The organism is Pseudooceanicola aestuariicola (genome assembly GCF_045763785.1).
Lineage (GTDB): Bacteria > Pseudomonadota > Alphaproteobacteria > Rhodobacterales > Rhodobacteraceae > Pseudooceanicola.
Genome location: NZ_JBJGSF010000003.1, coordinates 270480 through 284825, shown reverse-complemented (window position 1 = coordinate 284825; position 14346 = coordinate 270480). Strand labels below are relative to the sequence as shown.

17 protein-coding genes and 1 riboswitch are annotated in these 14346 nt (G+C 62.2%); of the genes, 1 reads left to right on the top strand and 16 read right to left on the bottom strand.

The features are described from left to right. The first annotated feature begins 122 nt into the window (after positions 1 to 122). A complete protein-coding gene (locus ACI3GR_RS13815) occupies positions 123 to 2024 on the top strand; it encodes a serine protease (RefSeq protein WP_407495288.1) in 1902 nt (633 codons plus the stop codon). A 118-nt stretch (positions 2025 to 2142) separates the two neighbouring features. On the opposite strand, the gene ACI3GR_RS13810 is transcribed toward ACI3GR_RS13815, so the two are convergent. From ACI3GR_RS13810 to ACI3GR_RS13735, 16 genes are all read right to left on the bottom strand, one after another. Beyond that, positions 2143 to 2751, bottom strand: coding sequence for a class I SAM-dependent methyltransferase (locus ACI3GR_RS13810; protein ID WP_407495287.1), 609 nt, complete (start codon positions 2749 to 2751; stop codon positions 2143 to 2145). Further along, positions 2748 to 4232: a TrkH family potassium uptake protein gene (locus tag ACI3GR_RS13805; RefSeq protein WP_407495286.1), complete on the bottom strand. Its 1485-nt coding sequence runs from the start codon at positions 4230 to 4232 to the stop codon at positions 2748 to 2750. Before ACI3GR_RS13805 ends, ACI3GR_RS13810 begins: the two co-directional genes overlap by 4 nt. A 119-nt stretch (positions 4233 to 4351) precedes the next feature. Then, positions 4352 to 4993 carry an urease accessory protein UreG gene (ureG, locus tag ACI3GR_RS13800; RefSeq protein ID WP_407495285.1) on the bottom strand — a complete coding sequence of 214 codons (642 nt, stop codon included), beginning with the start codon at positions 4991 to 4993 and terminating at the stop codon, positions 4352 to 4354. A gap of 11 nt (positions 4994 to 5004) precedes the next feature. After that, entirely contained in the window at positions 5005 to 5649 is a 645-nt protein-coding gene (locus tag ACI3GR_RS13795; RefSeq protein ID WP_407495284.1) for an urease accessory protein UreF, read from the bottom strand. Further along, a complete protein-coding gene (locus tag ACI3GR_RS13790; protein WP_407495283.1) occupies positions 5636 to 6160 on the bottom strand; it encodes an urease accessory protein UreE in 525 nt (174 codons plus the stop codon). The genes ACI3GR_RS13795 and ACI3GR_RS13790 overlap by 14 nt, the downstream gene beginning before the upstream one ends. Positions 6161 to 6194: 34 nt before the next feature. Continuing rightward, positions 6195 to 6416 (bottom strand): hypothetical protein, encoded by a 222-nt coding sequence (locus ACI3GR_RS13785; RefSeq protein WP_407495282.1) that lies wholly within the window; start codon positions 6414 to 6416, stop codon positions 6195 to 6197. A 151-nt stretch (positions 6417 to 6567) separates the two neighbouring features. Beyond that, a complete protein-coding gene (ureC, locus tag ACI3GR_RS13780) occupies positions 6568 to 8277 on the bottom strand; it encodes an urease subunit alpha (RefSeq protein ID WP_407495281.1) in 1710 nt (569 codons plus the stop codon). A gap of 70 nt (positions 8278 to 8347) precedes the next feature. Next, a complete protein-coding gene (locus tag ACI3GR_RS13775) occupies positions 8348 to 8641 on the bottom strand; it encodes an antifreeze protein (protein ID WP_407495279.1) in 294 nt (97 codons plus the stop codon). Positions 8642 to 8770: 129 nt separating this feature from the next. After that, positions 8771 to 9151, bottom strand: a complete 381-nt coding sequence (locus ACI3GR_RS13770; protein WP_407495278.1) for a lysozyme inhibitor LprI family protein — start codon at positions 9149 to 9151, stop codon at positions 8771 to 8773. After that, the gene (locus ACI3GR_RS13765) at positions 9148 to 9453 is read right to left on the bottom strand and encodes an urease subunit beta (RefSeq protein WP_407495277.1); all 306 of its coding nucleotides are present in this window, start codon (positions 9451 to 9453) and stop codon (positions 9148 to 9150) included. The genes ACI3GR_RS13770 and ACI3GR_RS13765 overlap by 4 nt, the downstream gene beginning before the upstream one ends. Continuing rightward, entirely contained in the window at positions 9450 to 9539 is a 90-nt protein-coding gene (locus ACI3GR_RS13760; protein ID WP_407495275.1) for a PA1414 family protein, read from the bottom strand. Before ACI3GR_RS13760 ends, ACI3GR_RS13765 begins: the two co-directional genes overlap by 4 nt. Before the next feature lie 17 nt (positions 9540 to 9556). After that, positions 9557 to 9859, bottom strand: coding sequence for an urease subunit gamma (locus tag ACI3GR_RS13755; RefSeq protein WP_407495274.1), 303 nt, complete (start codon positions 9857 to 9859; stop codon positions 9557 to 9559). A gap of 1 nt (position 9860) precedes the next feature. Further along, positions 9861 to 10682: an urease accessory protein UreD gene (locus ACI3GR_RS13750; RefSeq protein ID WP_407495273.1), complete on the bottom strand. Its 822-nt coding sequence runs from the start codon at positions 10680 to 10682 to the stop codon at positions 9861 to 9863. A gap of 191 nt (positions 10683 to 10873) precedes the next feature. After that, on the bottom strand, positions 10874 to 11965 hold the full coding sequence (gene folE2 / locus ACI3GR_RS13745; RefSeq protein WP_407495272.1) for a GTP cyclohydrolase FolE2: 1092 nt from the start codon (positions 11963 to 11965) through the stop codon (positions 10874 to 10876). Between the two features lie 114 nt (positions 11966 to 12079). Beyond that, the gene (locus tag ACI3GR_RS13740; protein ID WP_407495271.1) at positions 12080 to 13258 is read right to left on the bottom strand and encodes a trans-sulfuration enzyme family protein; all 1179 of its coding nucleotides are present in this window, start codon (positions 13256 to 13258) and stop codon (positions 12080 to 12082) included. 72 nt (positions 13259 to 13330) lie between these two features. Continuing rightward, positions 13331 to 13407: riboswitch (SAM riboswitch) on the bottom strand. A gap of 156 nt (positions 13408 to 13563) precedes the next feature. Then, the gene (locus ACI3GR_RS13735) at positions 13564 to 14154 is read right to left on the bottom strand and encodes a GcrA family cell cycle regulator (RefSeq protein WP_407495270.1); all 591 of its coding nucleotides are present in this window, start codon (positions 14152 to 14154) and stop codon (positions 13564 to 13566) included. Positions 14155 to 14346: the final 192 nt, after the last annotated feature.

Sequence of the window (14346 nt, the reverse complement as noted above, 5' to 3'; positions counted from 1 at the left end):
TCCTAAGGGCGCACCACGCCGGGGTCAATCTGACGATCACGACTTATTTGGGTGCAAGCCTTGCTCTAAGCGTTAAAAATTGCATACAGGGATAGATATTTAGCTGGGGTAGAGGCCTATTGATGCACGTTAAATTCATTCAGCTTGCGTTCGCGCTGGTTTTGGCATTCGCCGTTCAGGCTGGCAGCGCGCAGGCGCAGGCCGACAATGACAACGAACTGGTCTGGATCCAGATCGAAGCGCAGCCCTCGATCGCCTTGGCGGAAGAGTCGATCCGCAGCTACTCGGAAAGCCTTCAGGATGTGAACGGCTTCTCGCTTGGCGGCGGCTGGTACGGCATCGTGCTGGGCCCCTACGCCCGCGACGATGCGCGTCAGGTGCTGCAGGTCCTGCGCCGCGAAGGCACGATCCCCCGCGACAGCTATGTTGCCCTTAGCGGCGCATTGCGCGAACAATTCTGGCCGCGCGGAGTGAACCTGCTGGAAAACCCTGTGGCCGCTGAAACCGCGGCGACTGACGAAGCAGTTGACGATGCGACCGACATTCAGGCGGATGAACTGGCGCAGGCCTTGGCCGACGCGCAGGACGACACGCAGCCGGCGGCCGACGCCCCGGCGGAAGAGGTCGCAACGGCAGAGCCCGTGGTCGAACCCGCACCGGAACCGCAACCCGCACCGGAACCCGAACCCCAGCCAGAGCCCGATGAAACCCCAGCCGAGGCCCGCCGGTCTGAGGCGCAGCTGAACCGTGACGAACGGATGGAGCTGCAGGTGATGCTGAAATGGGCCGGTTTCTATGAGGCCGCCATCGACGGCGCCTTCGGTCGCGGCACCCGTGGGTCCATGGCCGAATGGCAGCGCAACAATGGCTACGAGGCCACTGGCGTTCTGACCACCATGCAGCGGGCCGAGCTGAAGCGTCAGTACAATTCGATCCTTGATGGGCTGGACCTTCAGACCGTCACCGACACCACCGCGGGCATCGAAATGACCCTGCCGATGGGCGCCGTCGCCTTTGATCGGTACGAAGCGCCTTTCGCGCATTACCTGCCCACCGGCGACATCGACGCCACCGTGATCCTGATTTCGCAAGAAGGCGATCAGCAGACGCTGTTTGGCCTCTATGACATCATGCAGACGCTGGCGATCATCCCCGAAGATGGTCCGCGCGAACGCCGCAACGACGGCTTCACCATCGTCGGTGAAAACGCCCGCATCGTGTCCCACACCGAAGTCACCCTGCGCAACGGCCGGATCAAAGGCTGGGTGCTGGTCTGGCCCTCGGGCGATGAAGAGCGCCGCTCGCGCCTGCTGGCCGAGATGCGCGACAGCTTCTCGCGTCTGGATGGTCAGGTCATGCCGACGGCCATGGGTGCGGACGAACGTCAAAGCATCGATCTGCTGTCGGGTCTGGAAATCCGCAAACCGATCCTGTCGCGCTCGGGCTTTTACGTGAATGACCGCGGCTTTGCTGTCACCACCACCGAAGCCGTCGCGCAATGCGGTCGCATCACGCTGGACAACAAGGTCGACGCCACTGTCGTCGCACAGGATGCCGCAACCGGCGTCGCCGTGCTGCGCCCCGAAGGTGCCGTAGCCCCGCTGGACAGCGCGCAATTCTCGACCGCTGTTCCGCGCCTCCAAAGCGACGTGGCCGCAGCAGGCTATCCCTACGAGGGTCGCCTGACCGCGCCGACGCTGAACTTTGGCCGGGTCGAAGAACTGCAGGGTCTGTCCGGCGAAGACTGGGTGGAACGCCTGTCGATTTCGTCCCTTTCGGGTGACGCGGGTGGTCCGGTGATCGACCAGTCGGGTGCCGTGATCGGCATGCTGATGCCCGCCACGGTCGATGGTCGCCAACTGCCGCCGGGCGTCAGCTTTGCGGTCGATAGCTCGGTTCTGGTGGACGTTCTGGGTCAGGCGGGCGTATCGCCTCGCGCAGGCAATCCCGATGCATCGCTGGCCCCCGAAGACATTAGCCGCATCGGCATGAACATCACCGCATTGGTCAGCTGTTGGGAGTAAGCCAGCTAACGGGACAGGATCCGCAGGATCGTGTCGCTGGCAAACGGGCGAAGCCCTGAGCCCCCCGAAGCAACGCAAAAGCCCGGCCATCGCGCCGGGCTTTTCATTTTGGGGATGTCTAGGGTGACGTCCTGACCAGCCACACATTCGCGCCGCCACAGCTTTGGTCGTCCGCGACGAACTCCATGACCTCGCACCCTTCAGCGCGAAAAATAGCGTCATACTCTGCCCGATCCAGACTGGCGTGATATACGACCTCCTCTTCGACATGGCCATGGCTTTCGCCTTCTTCCAGTCCAGTGGTCATCAGCAACAGCCCACCGGGGGTCAGGTGTTTGATGATACGCGGCAAGGCCTCGCGTTGCGCATCGATGGTCAGATGAAAAATCGAATGCCACGCCACGATCCCTTCGAAACGTTGGCCAAGGTCCAGCCGCTGTATATCCGCCCGAACCCAGTCAGCCTGAGGGAAGGACGCTTTGGCGAGCGCCAGCATCTCACCAGAGATATCCGCCCCCGTCACCCGACACCCGCGCTCCAACAAGGTGCGCGCCACCGGCTCTCCGGTCCCGCAGCCAAGGTCCAGCACATGCGCATCCTTGGGCAGGTCAGCGACAAAGCGGTCGATCCACCCCTGCTCCATCACGCTGCCAGACCGCCGCTGGCCGAACCGCGCCGCAGTCCGGTCATAGACCGCGCGGACCTGATCCGGGTCAGGCAGGCTCATGCCCGCCAGAACTGGACCGTCAGGATCGCAAAGACCGCCATCAGCTCTAGCCGTCCGCACAACATCCCCACCGACAGCATCCATTTCGCCGTGTCGTTCAGCGGCCCAAAGTTCCCCGCAGGCCCGATCGTATCCCCCAGACCGGGGCCAATGTTCGCAATCGCCGTCGCCGCGCCTGAAATTGAGGTGGTGAAATCCAGCCCCGTCAACGCCAGCCCAACGGCCAGAACGCCCATCGAGACCACGAAGAAAACGAAAAACGACATCACCGATCCCATGACATCCGCCGAAATCGGGCGCCCGTCGAACTTGGGCGAAAAGGCCCCGTGCGGCAGGTGGATGCGTTTGATCTGCGTGCGGATCGCGGCAAAAAGGATCTGGTAGCGGAAGATTTTGACCGAACAGGCGGTCGACCCGGCGCAGCCCCCGACCAGCCCGACGAAGAAGAAGACCGTGATCAGGAACGGGCCCCACCCCATGTAATCAACCGAGGCATAGCCCGTGCCGGACATGATCGACGTGATGTTGAACAGCGCCTCGCGCAGCGACTTTTCCCAGTGATGCGGAAAGATGTGCAACAGCGCGACAAAGGTCACGCCGACAAAGGCCGCGATGGTCATGGCAAAGACGCGGACCTGACTGTCCTTGAAGAGCGCGATGCGGTTGCCGTTCAAAAGCTGGACGTAGCGCACAAAGGGCAGCGCGGCGAGGATCATGAAGATCGACGCGGCATATTCCATCGGGCCAGAGAACGCCCCGAACGACGCATCCTTGGTCGAAAATCCACCTGTCGACACGGTGGTCAGCGCATGAACCGTGGCATCGAACGGGTCCATGCCCAGAAACAGATAGGTCAGCGCGCAAGCCACCGTCAGCGCCACGTAGACCACCGCGATCTGGCTGGCGATCGCCGTGGCGCGCGGCAGGATTTTCCCCATGGTGTCGAAAGCTTCCGACCGGAAAATCTGCATGCCCCCAACGCGCAGTTCGGGCAGGAACACCATCGCCACGACAATGATGCCCACCCCGCCCAGCCATTGCAGGATTCCGCGCCACAAAAGGATTCCATGGGGCAAGTCATCAAGGCCGGAAAACACGGTAGAGCCTGTGGTGGTCAGGCCCGACATCGCCTCAAAAAACGCGTCCGTGAAGCTCGCCTCGGTCGCGCCCAGCATGAACGGCAGCGCGCCAAAGATCGGCAACATGGCCCAGACCCCGGTGGTCAGTAGGAAGGTCTGCTGTAGCGTAAGCCCCTCTTGGTTGCCCGACTGACAGGCCAGCGCCGTCAGTGCGCCGATGGTAAACGTCAGGATCGCGCTTTCGGCAAAGGCTGGCCAATGACCGCGGCCTTCGGCGATATCGACGGCCAAAGGGATCAGCATGGTCACGCCCAGACAGGCGACCAGCAGGCCGATGACATAGCCGATGGGCCGGAAGTCGATGAAATCACGGTGCTTTGCGCGGGGGGCGAGTGTGCTCACGTCATGTCCTGGCGGCGGGCCTGTGGCTGTGTTGAGACGCGGGGGGCCTCGGCCCCCGGACCCCCGAGGATATTTGGATCAAGATGAAATGTCAGGCGATTCTTTTTGAACGGTGTCTCTTAGGCCGTCGCTTCGGGCGCGAGGGCGACGTTCAGCCCGCCGATCCGCGCCAGATGGGCCAGCACAGCGTCCAGACCCTGCCCGGTCTTGAGGTTGGTAAAGATGAATGGCCGATCGCCCCGCTGCGCCCTGGCGTCGCGGTCCATGACCGACAGGTCCGATCCGACATAGGGCGCAAGGTCCATTTTGTTGATGACAAGTATGTCCGACCGGGTGATGGCCGGGCCGCCCTTTCGCGGTATCTCCTCTCCAGCCGCCACGTCGATCACATAGATCGTCACGTCCACCAGTTCCGGAGAGAACGTGGCCGACAGGTTGTCGCCACCGGATTCCACCAAGATCAGGTCGAGATCTGGAAAGGTCTTATTCAGGTCAGCGATGGCCGCAAGGTTGATCGAAGCGTCTTCGCGGATGGCCGTATGCGGACAGCCGCCGGTTTCCACACCCCGAATCCGGTCCGAGGGCAGCGCCTGCATCCGGGTCAGCGCGTCGGCGTCTTCACGGGTGTAGATGTCGTTGGTAACCACAGCCATCGACAGGCGATCCCGCAAGGCACGGCACAGGGCTGCGGTCAGCGTCGTTTTACCCGCGCCAACAGGACCGCCAAGACCAACGCGCAAAGGACCGTGAGGGGATGACATGGGGACTCTCCTTAACTTTGGAACAGGCGGGTGGTGAGGGTTTCGTGCTGCATCGAGGCAAGATCGATCTTTAGCGCCGCGCTACCGATCTGATCGGTATCGCCGGGTTCGGCCCGTTCGGCGACCGCAGCGATCAAAGGGGCCAGCGCGAAGGTGATCTTTTGCCCCGCCGTCTGACCAAGCGGGACAAGACGCACGGCAGCGGACACGAGGTTTGCGGCAAAGGCCTGCACGAACAGCCGCAGGGTCAGGTCAAGCGGCAGGTTCATTGTGCGGGCCGCAGAGCCGAAGGCGACCGGATAAGGCGCGTCTGGCACGTCGATGTCATGCAATGCGCGGGTGGTCGTGGCAAAGGCGGTGCCCATGCGGTCGGCCTCTTGCAAGCGTTCTGACGATGGGCTCAGCGCGCGGGACAAGGCGATCAGATCAGGAAGCTCACCGGGCGCGGCGCGATAGGTGGCCGCCAGCAGGATGGCATCTGACTGCCCTGCCCCGTACTCCAAAGCCGTGGCGATCCAGCTTTCTGCGGTGGCGGCGTTTGTGACATCGCCCGCAGCGACAGCCATTTCCATTCCGTGGGAATAGGAAAATCCTCCGACAGGGAACGCGGGCGACAGCCATTGGTGCAGGATCAGCGCGGGATCAGAGAGGCTCATCACCCTCGTCCTCATGATCATGCGAATGTCCGTGCCCCACATGGACATGCACATGGGAATGATCGTGGCCATGGGTCCGCCCCATGCCGTAGGCCCCGCCTTCTGGACGGAAGGGGGCTGTAATCTCGGACACCTGCGCCCCAAGCTTTGCCAACATATCCGCCATCACCTTGTCCTGACGGATCAACAGGCGGTCGGACATAATTTGACAGGGGGTGTGCCGGTTGCCGATGTGCCAGGCGAGGCGGACCAAATCGTGGCCGCGCACTTCGATCAGTGCCTCTTCGGCCGCTTCGACCGCGATCAGCGTATCACCGATGACGAAGCAATCGTCATGGTTCAGCGATAGTGTTTCGGGCAGGTCGACCAGGAACTCTGTGCCGCCGACACTGGTCAGCATCTTGCGGCGCAGGAACCTGTCTTCGTAATCCAATACCACCCGGTCGGTGGCGATGCGTTCGCCCAGATCGGCGGCGCGCAGGATTGAGTGCGAAACGGGCGAATGGCTCATGCCACCGCCCCCCGCATTGGTGCGTCAGGCGATCTTAGACGTAGAACAGATCGCGGAAGACGTAGGCCGGAATGCCGTCGCGGGTGATGCCCAGCTTGGCCAGTTCGGCGTCGGATTTCGCGTTCAGCGCGGCGATCTGGTCGGCACGCGAGCGGCGCTCCATGTAGGTGGTCAGGCCGCGGCCCACTGCGTCGAAGAAGTTGGACAGTGCAGCGCGGACGCCGGCGGATTCGATATGAGTTGCAACGTTTGCCATTGGAGACCTCAGTCAATTTGGGTTTCGGTTTGCTCCCTTGGCTCCAAAGTAAGTCAGCATATGCGACCTTACCATGCTCAATACGGTATCCCCGCCATGCAATTGCTGCAACGCGGCGAGAATGTGGCAACTGCAGAAAAATCCCCATCGGTCAGAACATGAAGTAGCGCTGCGCCATTGGCAGCACCTCGGCCGGTTCGCAGGTCAGCAGCTCTCCGTCTGCGCGCACCTCGTAGGTTTCGGGATTCACCTCGATATGCGGCAGTGCGTCGTTCAGCTTGAGGTCCTTCTTGCCGATATTGCGTGTGTTCAGCACGGCCACGGTTTCCTTGGCCAGACCATAGGCATCGCGCACCCCTTCGGCCTGCGCCGCCGCCGACACGAAGGTCACGGCAGAGTTTTCGACCGCGCGCCCGAAGGCCCCGAACATGGGCCGGGTATAGACCGGCTGCGGCGTCGGGATCGAGGCGTTGGGATCGCCCATCTGGGCCGCGACGATCATGCCGCCGATCAGCACGATCTCGGGCTTCACGCCAAAGAACGCAGGGTTCCAGAACACCAGATCGGCGCGTTTGCCTTCTTCGATCGATCCGATCTGATGGCTAAGACCATGCGCAATCGCCGGGTTGATCGTGTATTTCGCCACATAGCGTTTGACCCGCGCGTTGTCGTTGTCGCCCGTTTCTTCGGCCAGACGACCACGCTGTTTCTTCATCTTGTCGGCAGTCTGCCACGTGCGAATGATAACCTCGCCCACGCGGCCCATCGCCTGACTGTCGGATGCGATGATCGAAAACGCTCCCATGTCGTGCAGGATATCCTCGGCGGCGATCGTTTCACGGCGGATACGGGATTCGGCAAAGGCCACGTCTTCCGGGATGGACTTATCAAGGTGGTGACAGACCATGAGCATATCCAAATGCTCATCAATCGTGTTCACCGTGAAAGGCCGCGTCGGGTTCGTCGACGAGGGCAACACGTTCGCATCGCCACAGATCTTGATGATGTCCGGCGCGTGACCGCCCCCCGCCCCTTCAGTGTGGAAGGCGTGGATCGTCCGGCCCTTCATCGCCGCCACGGTGTTTTCCACGAACCCGGATTCGTTCAGCGTGTCGGTATGGATCATGACCTGTACGTCGTAATCGTCCGCCACCGACAGGCAGCAATCGATTGCCCCGGGGGTGGTGCCCCAATCTTCGTGCAGTTTCAGCGAACAGGCACCCGCCTTGATCTGTTCTTCCAACGCCGCGGGGACCGACGCATTGCCCTTACCCGCAAACGCCAGGTTCATCGGGAAAGCATCCGCCGCCTGCAGCATCCGCGCGATGTGCCACGGCCCCGGCGTACAGGTGGTGGCCAGCGTGCCGTGGGCGGGGCCCGTGCCGCCGCCCAGCATGGTTGTCAGGCCGGAATGCAGCGCATCTTCGATCTGCTGCGGGCAGATGAAGTGGATGTGGCTGTCGAAACCACCGGCGGTCAGGATCTTACCCTCGCCCGCAATCGCCTCGGTCCCCGGTCCGACGATGATATCGACGCCCGGTTGCGTGTCAGGGTTGCCCGCCTTGCCGATCTTGTGGATGCGTCCATCCTTCAGGCCCACGTCAGCCTTGTAGATGCCCGTCCAGTCAAGGATCAGCGCGTTGGTGATCACCGTATCGACCGCGCCGTCGGCCCGCGTCGTCTGCGCCTGCCCCATGCCGTCGCGGATCACCTTGCCGCCACCGAATTTAACCTCTTCGCCATAAGTGGTCAGGTCACGCTCGACCTCGATAATCAGGTCGGTGTCGGCCAGCCGGACACGGTCGCCGGTGGTGGGGCCAAACATGGCGGCATAGTCAGCGCGCGGGATACGGGTCGCCATCAGGAAGACTCCTTTAGTCGTCGCCCGGACGCTATGCCCGGGACGGTCTTGGATCGGATTGTCGGTAAACTTAGCTGCGCGTCAGACGACGCTTGTTGGCCGCGACCTGCTTTTCGATGGGCTTCAACGCGACCTGCGTCGCCGCCTGCAAAGACTTGCCCGAGGCCAAGGCCCAGCTGCCGTCGATCGCGGCGTCGCGAAAGGCTGTCATCTTTTCGGCGACCATGCGGTGTTCTTCGCCGGGCGGCAGCGCCAGCGCGCCCATCATCCCCGCCATGCGATAGGCCACGACCACCTGCGCATCCATACCCAGACGCCACATTGCCATGGCCGAGCGCATAATATCTTTCGTATCGTTGGCCATAGCCGCCTATTTTCAAAACAATAGCTGAACTATGCGCCTGAAATGCACCTATGACCAATGCATTTGCTGCAACCAAGGTGTGGTGCGCGCGCATGTCGCGGCCAGCATCGGATATGCTATGTGCAGCCCTCACCGGTCGGACGCCCAGTAATACAGGTCATCTGTCCGCCGTTCGGTCATCATCGTCAGGCAGCTGATGTATTCCAACCGCTCCATCGACCCGCCGCTGTATTTATAGGCCTGCGCGGTGCAGGCCTTGTCGCGGAAGGGAATCCACGCCCGCTGCGCATCCCGCAGGACAGCCACGAAGCCCGGTTTCTGGTCGGGCATAAATTCATCCAGCCCCTTCGCCTTTCGCATGGCGAACCGATACGCGTCGTTCAGGTCCGCATCCACGGCCTCGTATTCGCTTTGCGCACAGGCGACCATATCGGCCTGTGTCACCGCCGACGAACAATCCAGCGCCCATGCCGGCGCGGGCAGCAACGCGATCAGGGCCAGCCACCTCATAGATCGCCCATGACCTGCTGATTGAACCCAAAGATGCGGCGATCGCCGCTGACCGGGATCAGATTGACCTCGCGCCGCTGACCGGGTTCGAAACGGACGGCAGTGCCTGCGGCGATGTCCAACCGCATGCCGCGTGCGGCGGCCCGGTCGAAATCCAAAGCGCTGTTCGCTTCGGCAAAGTGGTAATGCGATCCGACCTGCACCGGGCGGTCACCGGTATTCGCAACCATCAGGGTGACGGCATCGCGGTCTTCGTTCAGGGTGATCGTGCCCTCTGCGGGCATCACTTCGCCGGGGATCATCTGCGCTTCTCCTCGACCCGGATCGGGATGGGTCTGGGCGCCGGGGCCAGGCCCAAGGCTATCGCGATTTTCTCGATCAATGTCATGGCTTGCCCCCCAGGGTTCAACGAATGGGATTGTGGACGGTCACCAGCTTGGTGCCGTCTGGAAAGGTCGCTTCGACCTGCACTTCATGGATTATCTCAGCGATACCTTCCATGCACTGGTCGACGGTGATGACCTGCGCGCCTTCCTGCATCAGAGTCGCCACGGATTTGCCGTCTCGCGCCCCTTCGACCACCGCGTCAGTGATCAGTGCGATCGCCTCTGGATGGTTCAGCTTAACGCCGCGGGCCAGCCGCTTGCGCGCGACTTCGGCCGCCATGGCGATCAGCAATTTGTCTTTTTCTCTGGGGGTTAGCTGCATGTCAGAGCATCCATGTCTTAGGTATGTCCGCGCCGGAAAGCGCCTGAACAGCCGGGACCAGCCCGCGCCGCAATTCAAATCCATCATCCGCCAAGAGGCGGGCAAACAAAACACCGGGCCGGATCACGCTGGCCCCGCCAAGGGGCCCCAGCGCGTCGCGCAGCCGGTCGAGATACAGATCGGCATCGGGATCAATCAGCAAAAGGCTGGCCATCGCGCCCGCCCCGTTCGCCACACCCGGCACCTGCAAAAGATCATGCACCGCGCCCTGCATCCGCAGGTTATCGGCGAACACCAATTCACCGCCACGCGATACGCGCCAGCGGTCGAACAACGACGCCTGCTGGACAGTTTCGCCCATGGCAAGGCGACCAAAGATGATCGGCTCGACCGCCAGCAATCGGCCATCCGGGGCCACGTCAGCCTCCAGCCGCCGATCCAGCGCGGCATGGTCAAACAGAATGGTTTCCTGAGGTAGCCAATCCAGCCGCCCCCCCGGCGCGACCTGCAAAGCGCTGCGCACCTGACCGACCTCGCCCGGCTGGGCGCGATACACCCGTTCGGCGGCCTGAGTCGTCACGACCAGATGCGCGCCCTCTTCGGCCCGCGCGGTGATGTGGAACCGATCGCCGCCGGTCACGCCGCCCGCCGTGTTCAGCGATACCGCCTGCAAGGCCGCGCCCCGCACCTGCGGGAACAAAAGCTTGAATGACCCGGCCTGATGCAGATCGCCGATCCGCGACACCCCGCCCCGCAAACGCGCCGAAACCTCGGCCCGTCCCCGCGCACGGGGCTGGACCGGCAGCGCACCCGAAGGCGGCATGGAAATTTTCGGCTCTGCGGTAATGAGTCATTCCTCCGTCCGGGCCTATGTAAAGGCCCCCATCCGGGCAGAGATTAACGGCTCAGACCGGGATGTTGAGAGGAAATTCAAATTGCGCCGCGATTTCGCGCAGACCGAGGGGATCTGCCTAATTTCGCGGCGCTTTTTCGATCGCGGATCCAGAAGTGCCGTTACCGGACGTGGATCAGCGTACCAAAAAGATGTGGGTCAAGGCTGGCGGCCTCGAACGTCGGACCATCAGTCAGGATCGACACGGCGTCGTGGCTATGCAGGCTTTCCTGATGGCTGGCGACGATGCGGAAATCGCCGATGCGATCATCCGCTTCCAGTCCCTGGGCGAAAAGGCGCGCGGCATCTTCGACAAAGATCGGGTTGGCGGCGTTCAGTTCGGCAAAGGCCTGTTCGTCTTCACGCTTGACCATGACCTGCGTCTCCGTCGGCACGGCCTTGCGTGCGATTTCGATCAGGTCTTCGAACCACAGCGGCTCATCCCCCTGAAGCACAACGGAAATCCGCGCGACCGAGCGTTGCGAATGCGGCGTCGCCAGCTGCCCACGCGTCTGGCGGGCATGTTCAGACAGCTCTAGCGAACAGGGGCAAGTGGAGCTATAGACGTAATCCAGATGCAGGATGCGCAGGCGTTCCCCGCCACGATCCACAAGTTCCAGCGACAGGTCGTAGTATTGATACCCTTCAAGCCCGGACCGCAGCGACGGGACCTTCAGCGGGTAGGACAGGCGCATCTGAATGCGGGCGTCCAAGGTCTCCAGATCAGTGATATAATCGTCCAGTGCGGCTTCGATCACCTCAAAGGAAAACGTCTTTTCGGCATGGGCATAGAACGACCGGATGATCCGGCTCATGTTGATGCCTTTTTTGTCCGCCTCAAGGCTGACGGTTCCGGTAACCGAAGATTCCAACGTGATGTCGCCGCCCGCCCGGGTCTTATACCGGATCGGCAGGCGGAAGTTCGAAATGCCGACGTGCTGGATGGTGCGCTTGGCCCCGCGGATCAGGCTGGCCGGACCGTTCTGCAGATCAGGCAACGTCTTGCGATACGCGTCGTCCGAGGTGAAACCTTCGGGGTAGACCTTTGACAACAGGGGATAATCCGTATCACCCAACAGGCGCGCAATGGCTGGGTCCAGTTCGTTGATCTCGGAGTCCGAGGCGCCATTGGCCCACTGACGCAAGCGATCCAAGGCCTCTTTAGCCTCGTCACGATCCGGCATCGGCTGCATATCGTTCGGATGGATATTCATGCGGTTCCCCTATGGTCCGGCACCCGATGATATAGGATCGGCGGATGCATATTTCCACTTTTGAAATGGAATACGCATCACGCCGCGGTTCGGATGACTTTTCGCCGGAAAGGGTTACAGCTGGTCGAGCGCCTGCGTCAGATCCGCGATCAGATCCGACACGTCTTCCAGCCCGACGGACAGCCGCACCGCCCCGTCCGAGATACCAAGGATGTCTTTCTGATCCTGCGGCAACCGCTGATGCGTGGTCGTCGCCGGATGGGTCGCGATGGATTTGCTGTCGGCAAAGTTGTTAGAGATCGAGAAAATCTGCAGCGCATTCAACATCTTGAAGCAAGCTTCTTTGCCGCCCTTCACCTCGAACGCCAGCACGGTCCCACCGGATGGGGCCTGCTGCATCGCAATATCATGCTGCGGATGGCTGGGCAGTTGCGGATACCGCACCGAATTCAGCTTGGGATGACCTTCCAGCGCTTGCGCAATCTCCATCGCCGCCCCGGCCTGCGCGCGAACCCGCAAATCCAGCGTATCCAGCGATTTCAACTGCACCCACGCGGTGAACGGGTTCATCGCCCCGCCGGTGTGCTTCATATAGGCTTCGATCGGGCCGCGGATCAGGTCTTTTGACCCGCAGATCATCCCCCCCAGCATCCGCCCCTGCCCGTCCACGTGTTTCGTGGTCGAGATCACGCAAAGGTCTGCGCCACATGCGGCGGAATAAGAGAAAATCGGCGTCGCCATCGCATCATCGACGATGACCAGCGCGCCTTTGGCGTGGGCCACCTTGACCACATGGGCAAGGTCCACGACTTCCAGCATCGGATTGGAGATGCTTTCCAGAAACACCAGCGCCGTCTGATCCGTGATCGCTGCATCCCAGGCCGCATTGTCGGTGCCATCGACCAAGGTCACCTCGACCCCGAAGCGGCCCAGCACATCCTGCAGCACGTAAAGACACGACCCGAACAGCGCGCGCGACGCCACCACGTGATCGCCCGCCTTCAACAGCGCGGTCAGCGCGCCGGTCACGGCGGCCATACCACTGGTACAGGCAAAGCCATCCTCATACCCTACGACCGAGCTTAGCCGGTTTTCGAACATCCGAACGGTCGGGTTGCCGTAGCGGGCATAGATGAACTCATCATCCCCCAGCGACTGAAACCGTGCCTCTGCGGCCTCGGCTGTGGTGTATACGAAGCCTTGGGTGACAAAGATCGCTTCGCTGACCTCACCGTACTGAGACCGCCGCGACCCACCGTGCACCAGTTGCGTGCGTTTTTTCCAATCTTGCATCGTCTTCTCTCCGGGCCGATCACTCGGGGGCGGATCGGCAAAATTAAACCCCCAGACGCGGTCAAGCGTGGGGGTCCCCGACGACTGACCTTTTAGCGGAATGTTTCCTGTGGCCCGCAATCCGGTAACAAATCGCCACGCGCAGCGGTCTAGCGCCGCTGCCCGCCGGGGGTCAAGCGTTAGTGCTGCCATCAGATTACATAGTCAGATCGCTATGCGTTCATGCGACCACGGCCGACAGATGCAGGACAAATGCAAAAGGGCGCCCACCAAGGACGCCCCTTTCAAATGGCTCGTGCCCGAGCTTACCGGCGACGATCGCGCCGCGACGACATCGGCTGGAACGCCACGCCCACATGCGCCTCGCAATAGGGTTTACCTGCTTTGACGGGCAGGCCGCAGAACCAGAACTTTTCCGTCGCCGGATCGCCCACGGGCCATTTGCAGGTCCGTTCGGTCAATTCCATCAGCGACAGCTTTTTCGCCTTCTTCTCGACCTCGTTCACCTTGGCCAGGGCTTCGGGCGAAATCTCGTTCGCGGATGGCTGCGGGGGCAGCGGCTGACCGGCGGGCACGATGGCCTTGCGCGACGGCACGCCCTGCGGCGCGGCCGAGGTCGTGCGCGGTTCGTCATCGTCCTCTTCGACCTCGGGCTCTGGCGCGGGGGCAGGGGCAGCCGCCTTGGGGGCGGGCTTTGGCTTGGCTTCGGCCTTGGGCGCCGCGGGGGCAGCCGTCGCGCCACCACCGCCAGAGCGGTTCGACAGACCCAGACGATGCACCTTGCCGATCACGGCGTTGCGGGTCACCCCGCCCAGTTCCTTGGCGATCTGGCTGGCGGACTGACCTTCCGTCCACATCTTCTTCAACAGCTCGACACGTTCATCGGTCCAGGACATGGACGTCTTCCTTTGCTTTCGGGATGCTCCGGGCGGTCACACGACACCCGACAGTCATTCTAGAACCAAAGGCGGCACGTCGCCCGTACCGCCCTTCTGCTTGGCCCTTATTCTAATCACCCGAGGCCAAGATACAAGGCACCGATTCGCGCCTGTCCGGAAAAGCCGCCGGATTTCCCCCGATTCCCTTGC

Bases quoted from the DNA above. Each gene is read 5' to 3' on its own strand.
- ureC (WP_407495281.1), bottom strand. From the start codon at position 8,277: ATGGCGACCCGTATCCCGCGCGCTGACTATGCCGCCATGTTTGGCCCC.
- ureG (WP_407495285.1), bottom strand. From the start codon at position 4,993: ATGTCATCCCCTCACGGTCCTTTGCGCGTTGGTCTTGGCGGTCCTGTT.
- ACI3GR_RS13735 (WP_407495270.1), bottom strand. From the start codon at position 14,154: ATGTCCTGGACCGATGAACGTGTCGAGCTGTTGAAGAAGATGTGGACG.
- ACI3GR_RS13815 (WP_407495288.1), top strand. From the start codon at position 123: ATGCACGTTAAATTCATTCAGCTTGCGTTCGCGCTGGTTTTGGCATTC.
- ACI3GR_RS13795 (WP_407495284.1), bottom strand. From the start codon at position 5,649: ATGAGCCTCTCTGATCCCGCGCTGATCCTGCACCAATGGCTGTCGCCC.
- ACI3GR_RS13765 (WP_407495277.1), bottom strand. From the start codon at position 9,453: ATGATCCCCGGCGAAGTGATGCCCGCAGAGGGCACGATCACCCTGAAC.
- folE2 (WP_407495272.1), bottom strand. From the start codon at position 11,965: ATGAATATCCATCCGAACGATATGCAGCCGATGCCGGATCGTGACGAG.
- ACI3GR_RS13810 (WP_407495287.1), bottom strand. From the start codon at position 2,751: ATGAGCCTGCCTGACCCGGATCAGGTCCGCGCGGTCTATGACCGGACT.
- ACI3GR_RS13750 (WP_407495273.1), bottom strand. From the start codon at position 10,682: ATGCCGCCTTCGGGTGCGCTGCCGGTCCAGCCCCGTGCGCGGGGACGG.
- ACI3GR_RS13775 (WP_407495279.1), bottom strand. From the start codon at position 8,641: ATGGCCAACGATACGAAAGATATTATGCGCTCGGCCATGGCAATGTGG.
- ACI3GR_RS13785 (WP_407495282.1), bottom strand. From the start codon at position 6,416: ATGGCAAACGTTGCAACTCATATCGAATCCGCCGGCGTCCGCGCTGCA.
- ACI3GR_RS13760 (WP_407495275.1), bottom strand. From the start codon at position 9,539: ATGACATTGATCGAGAAAATCGCGATAGCCTTGGGCCTGGCCCCGGCG.
- ACI3GR_RS13740 (WP_407495271.1), bottom strand. From the start codon at position 13,258: ATGCAAGATTGGAAAAAACGCACGCAACTGGTGCACGGTGGGTCGCGG.
- ACI3GR_RS13755 (WP_407495274.1), bottom strand. From the start codon at position 9,859: ATGCAGCTAACCCCCAGAGAAAAAGACAAATTGCTGATCGCCATGGCG.
- ACI3GR_RS13770 (WP_407495278.1), bottom strand. From the start codon at position 9,151: ATGAGGTGGCTGGCCCTGATCGCGTTGCTGCCCGCGCCGGCATGGGCG.
- ACI3GR_RS13790 (WP_407495283.1), bottom strand. From the start codon at position 6,160: ATGAGCCATTCGCCCGTTTCGCACTCAATCCTGCGCGCCGCCGATCTG.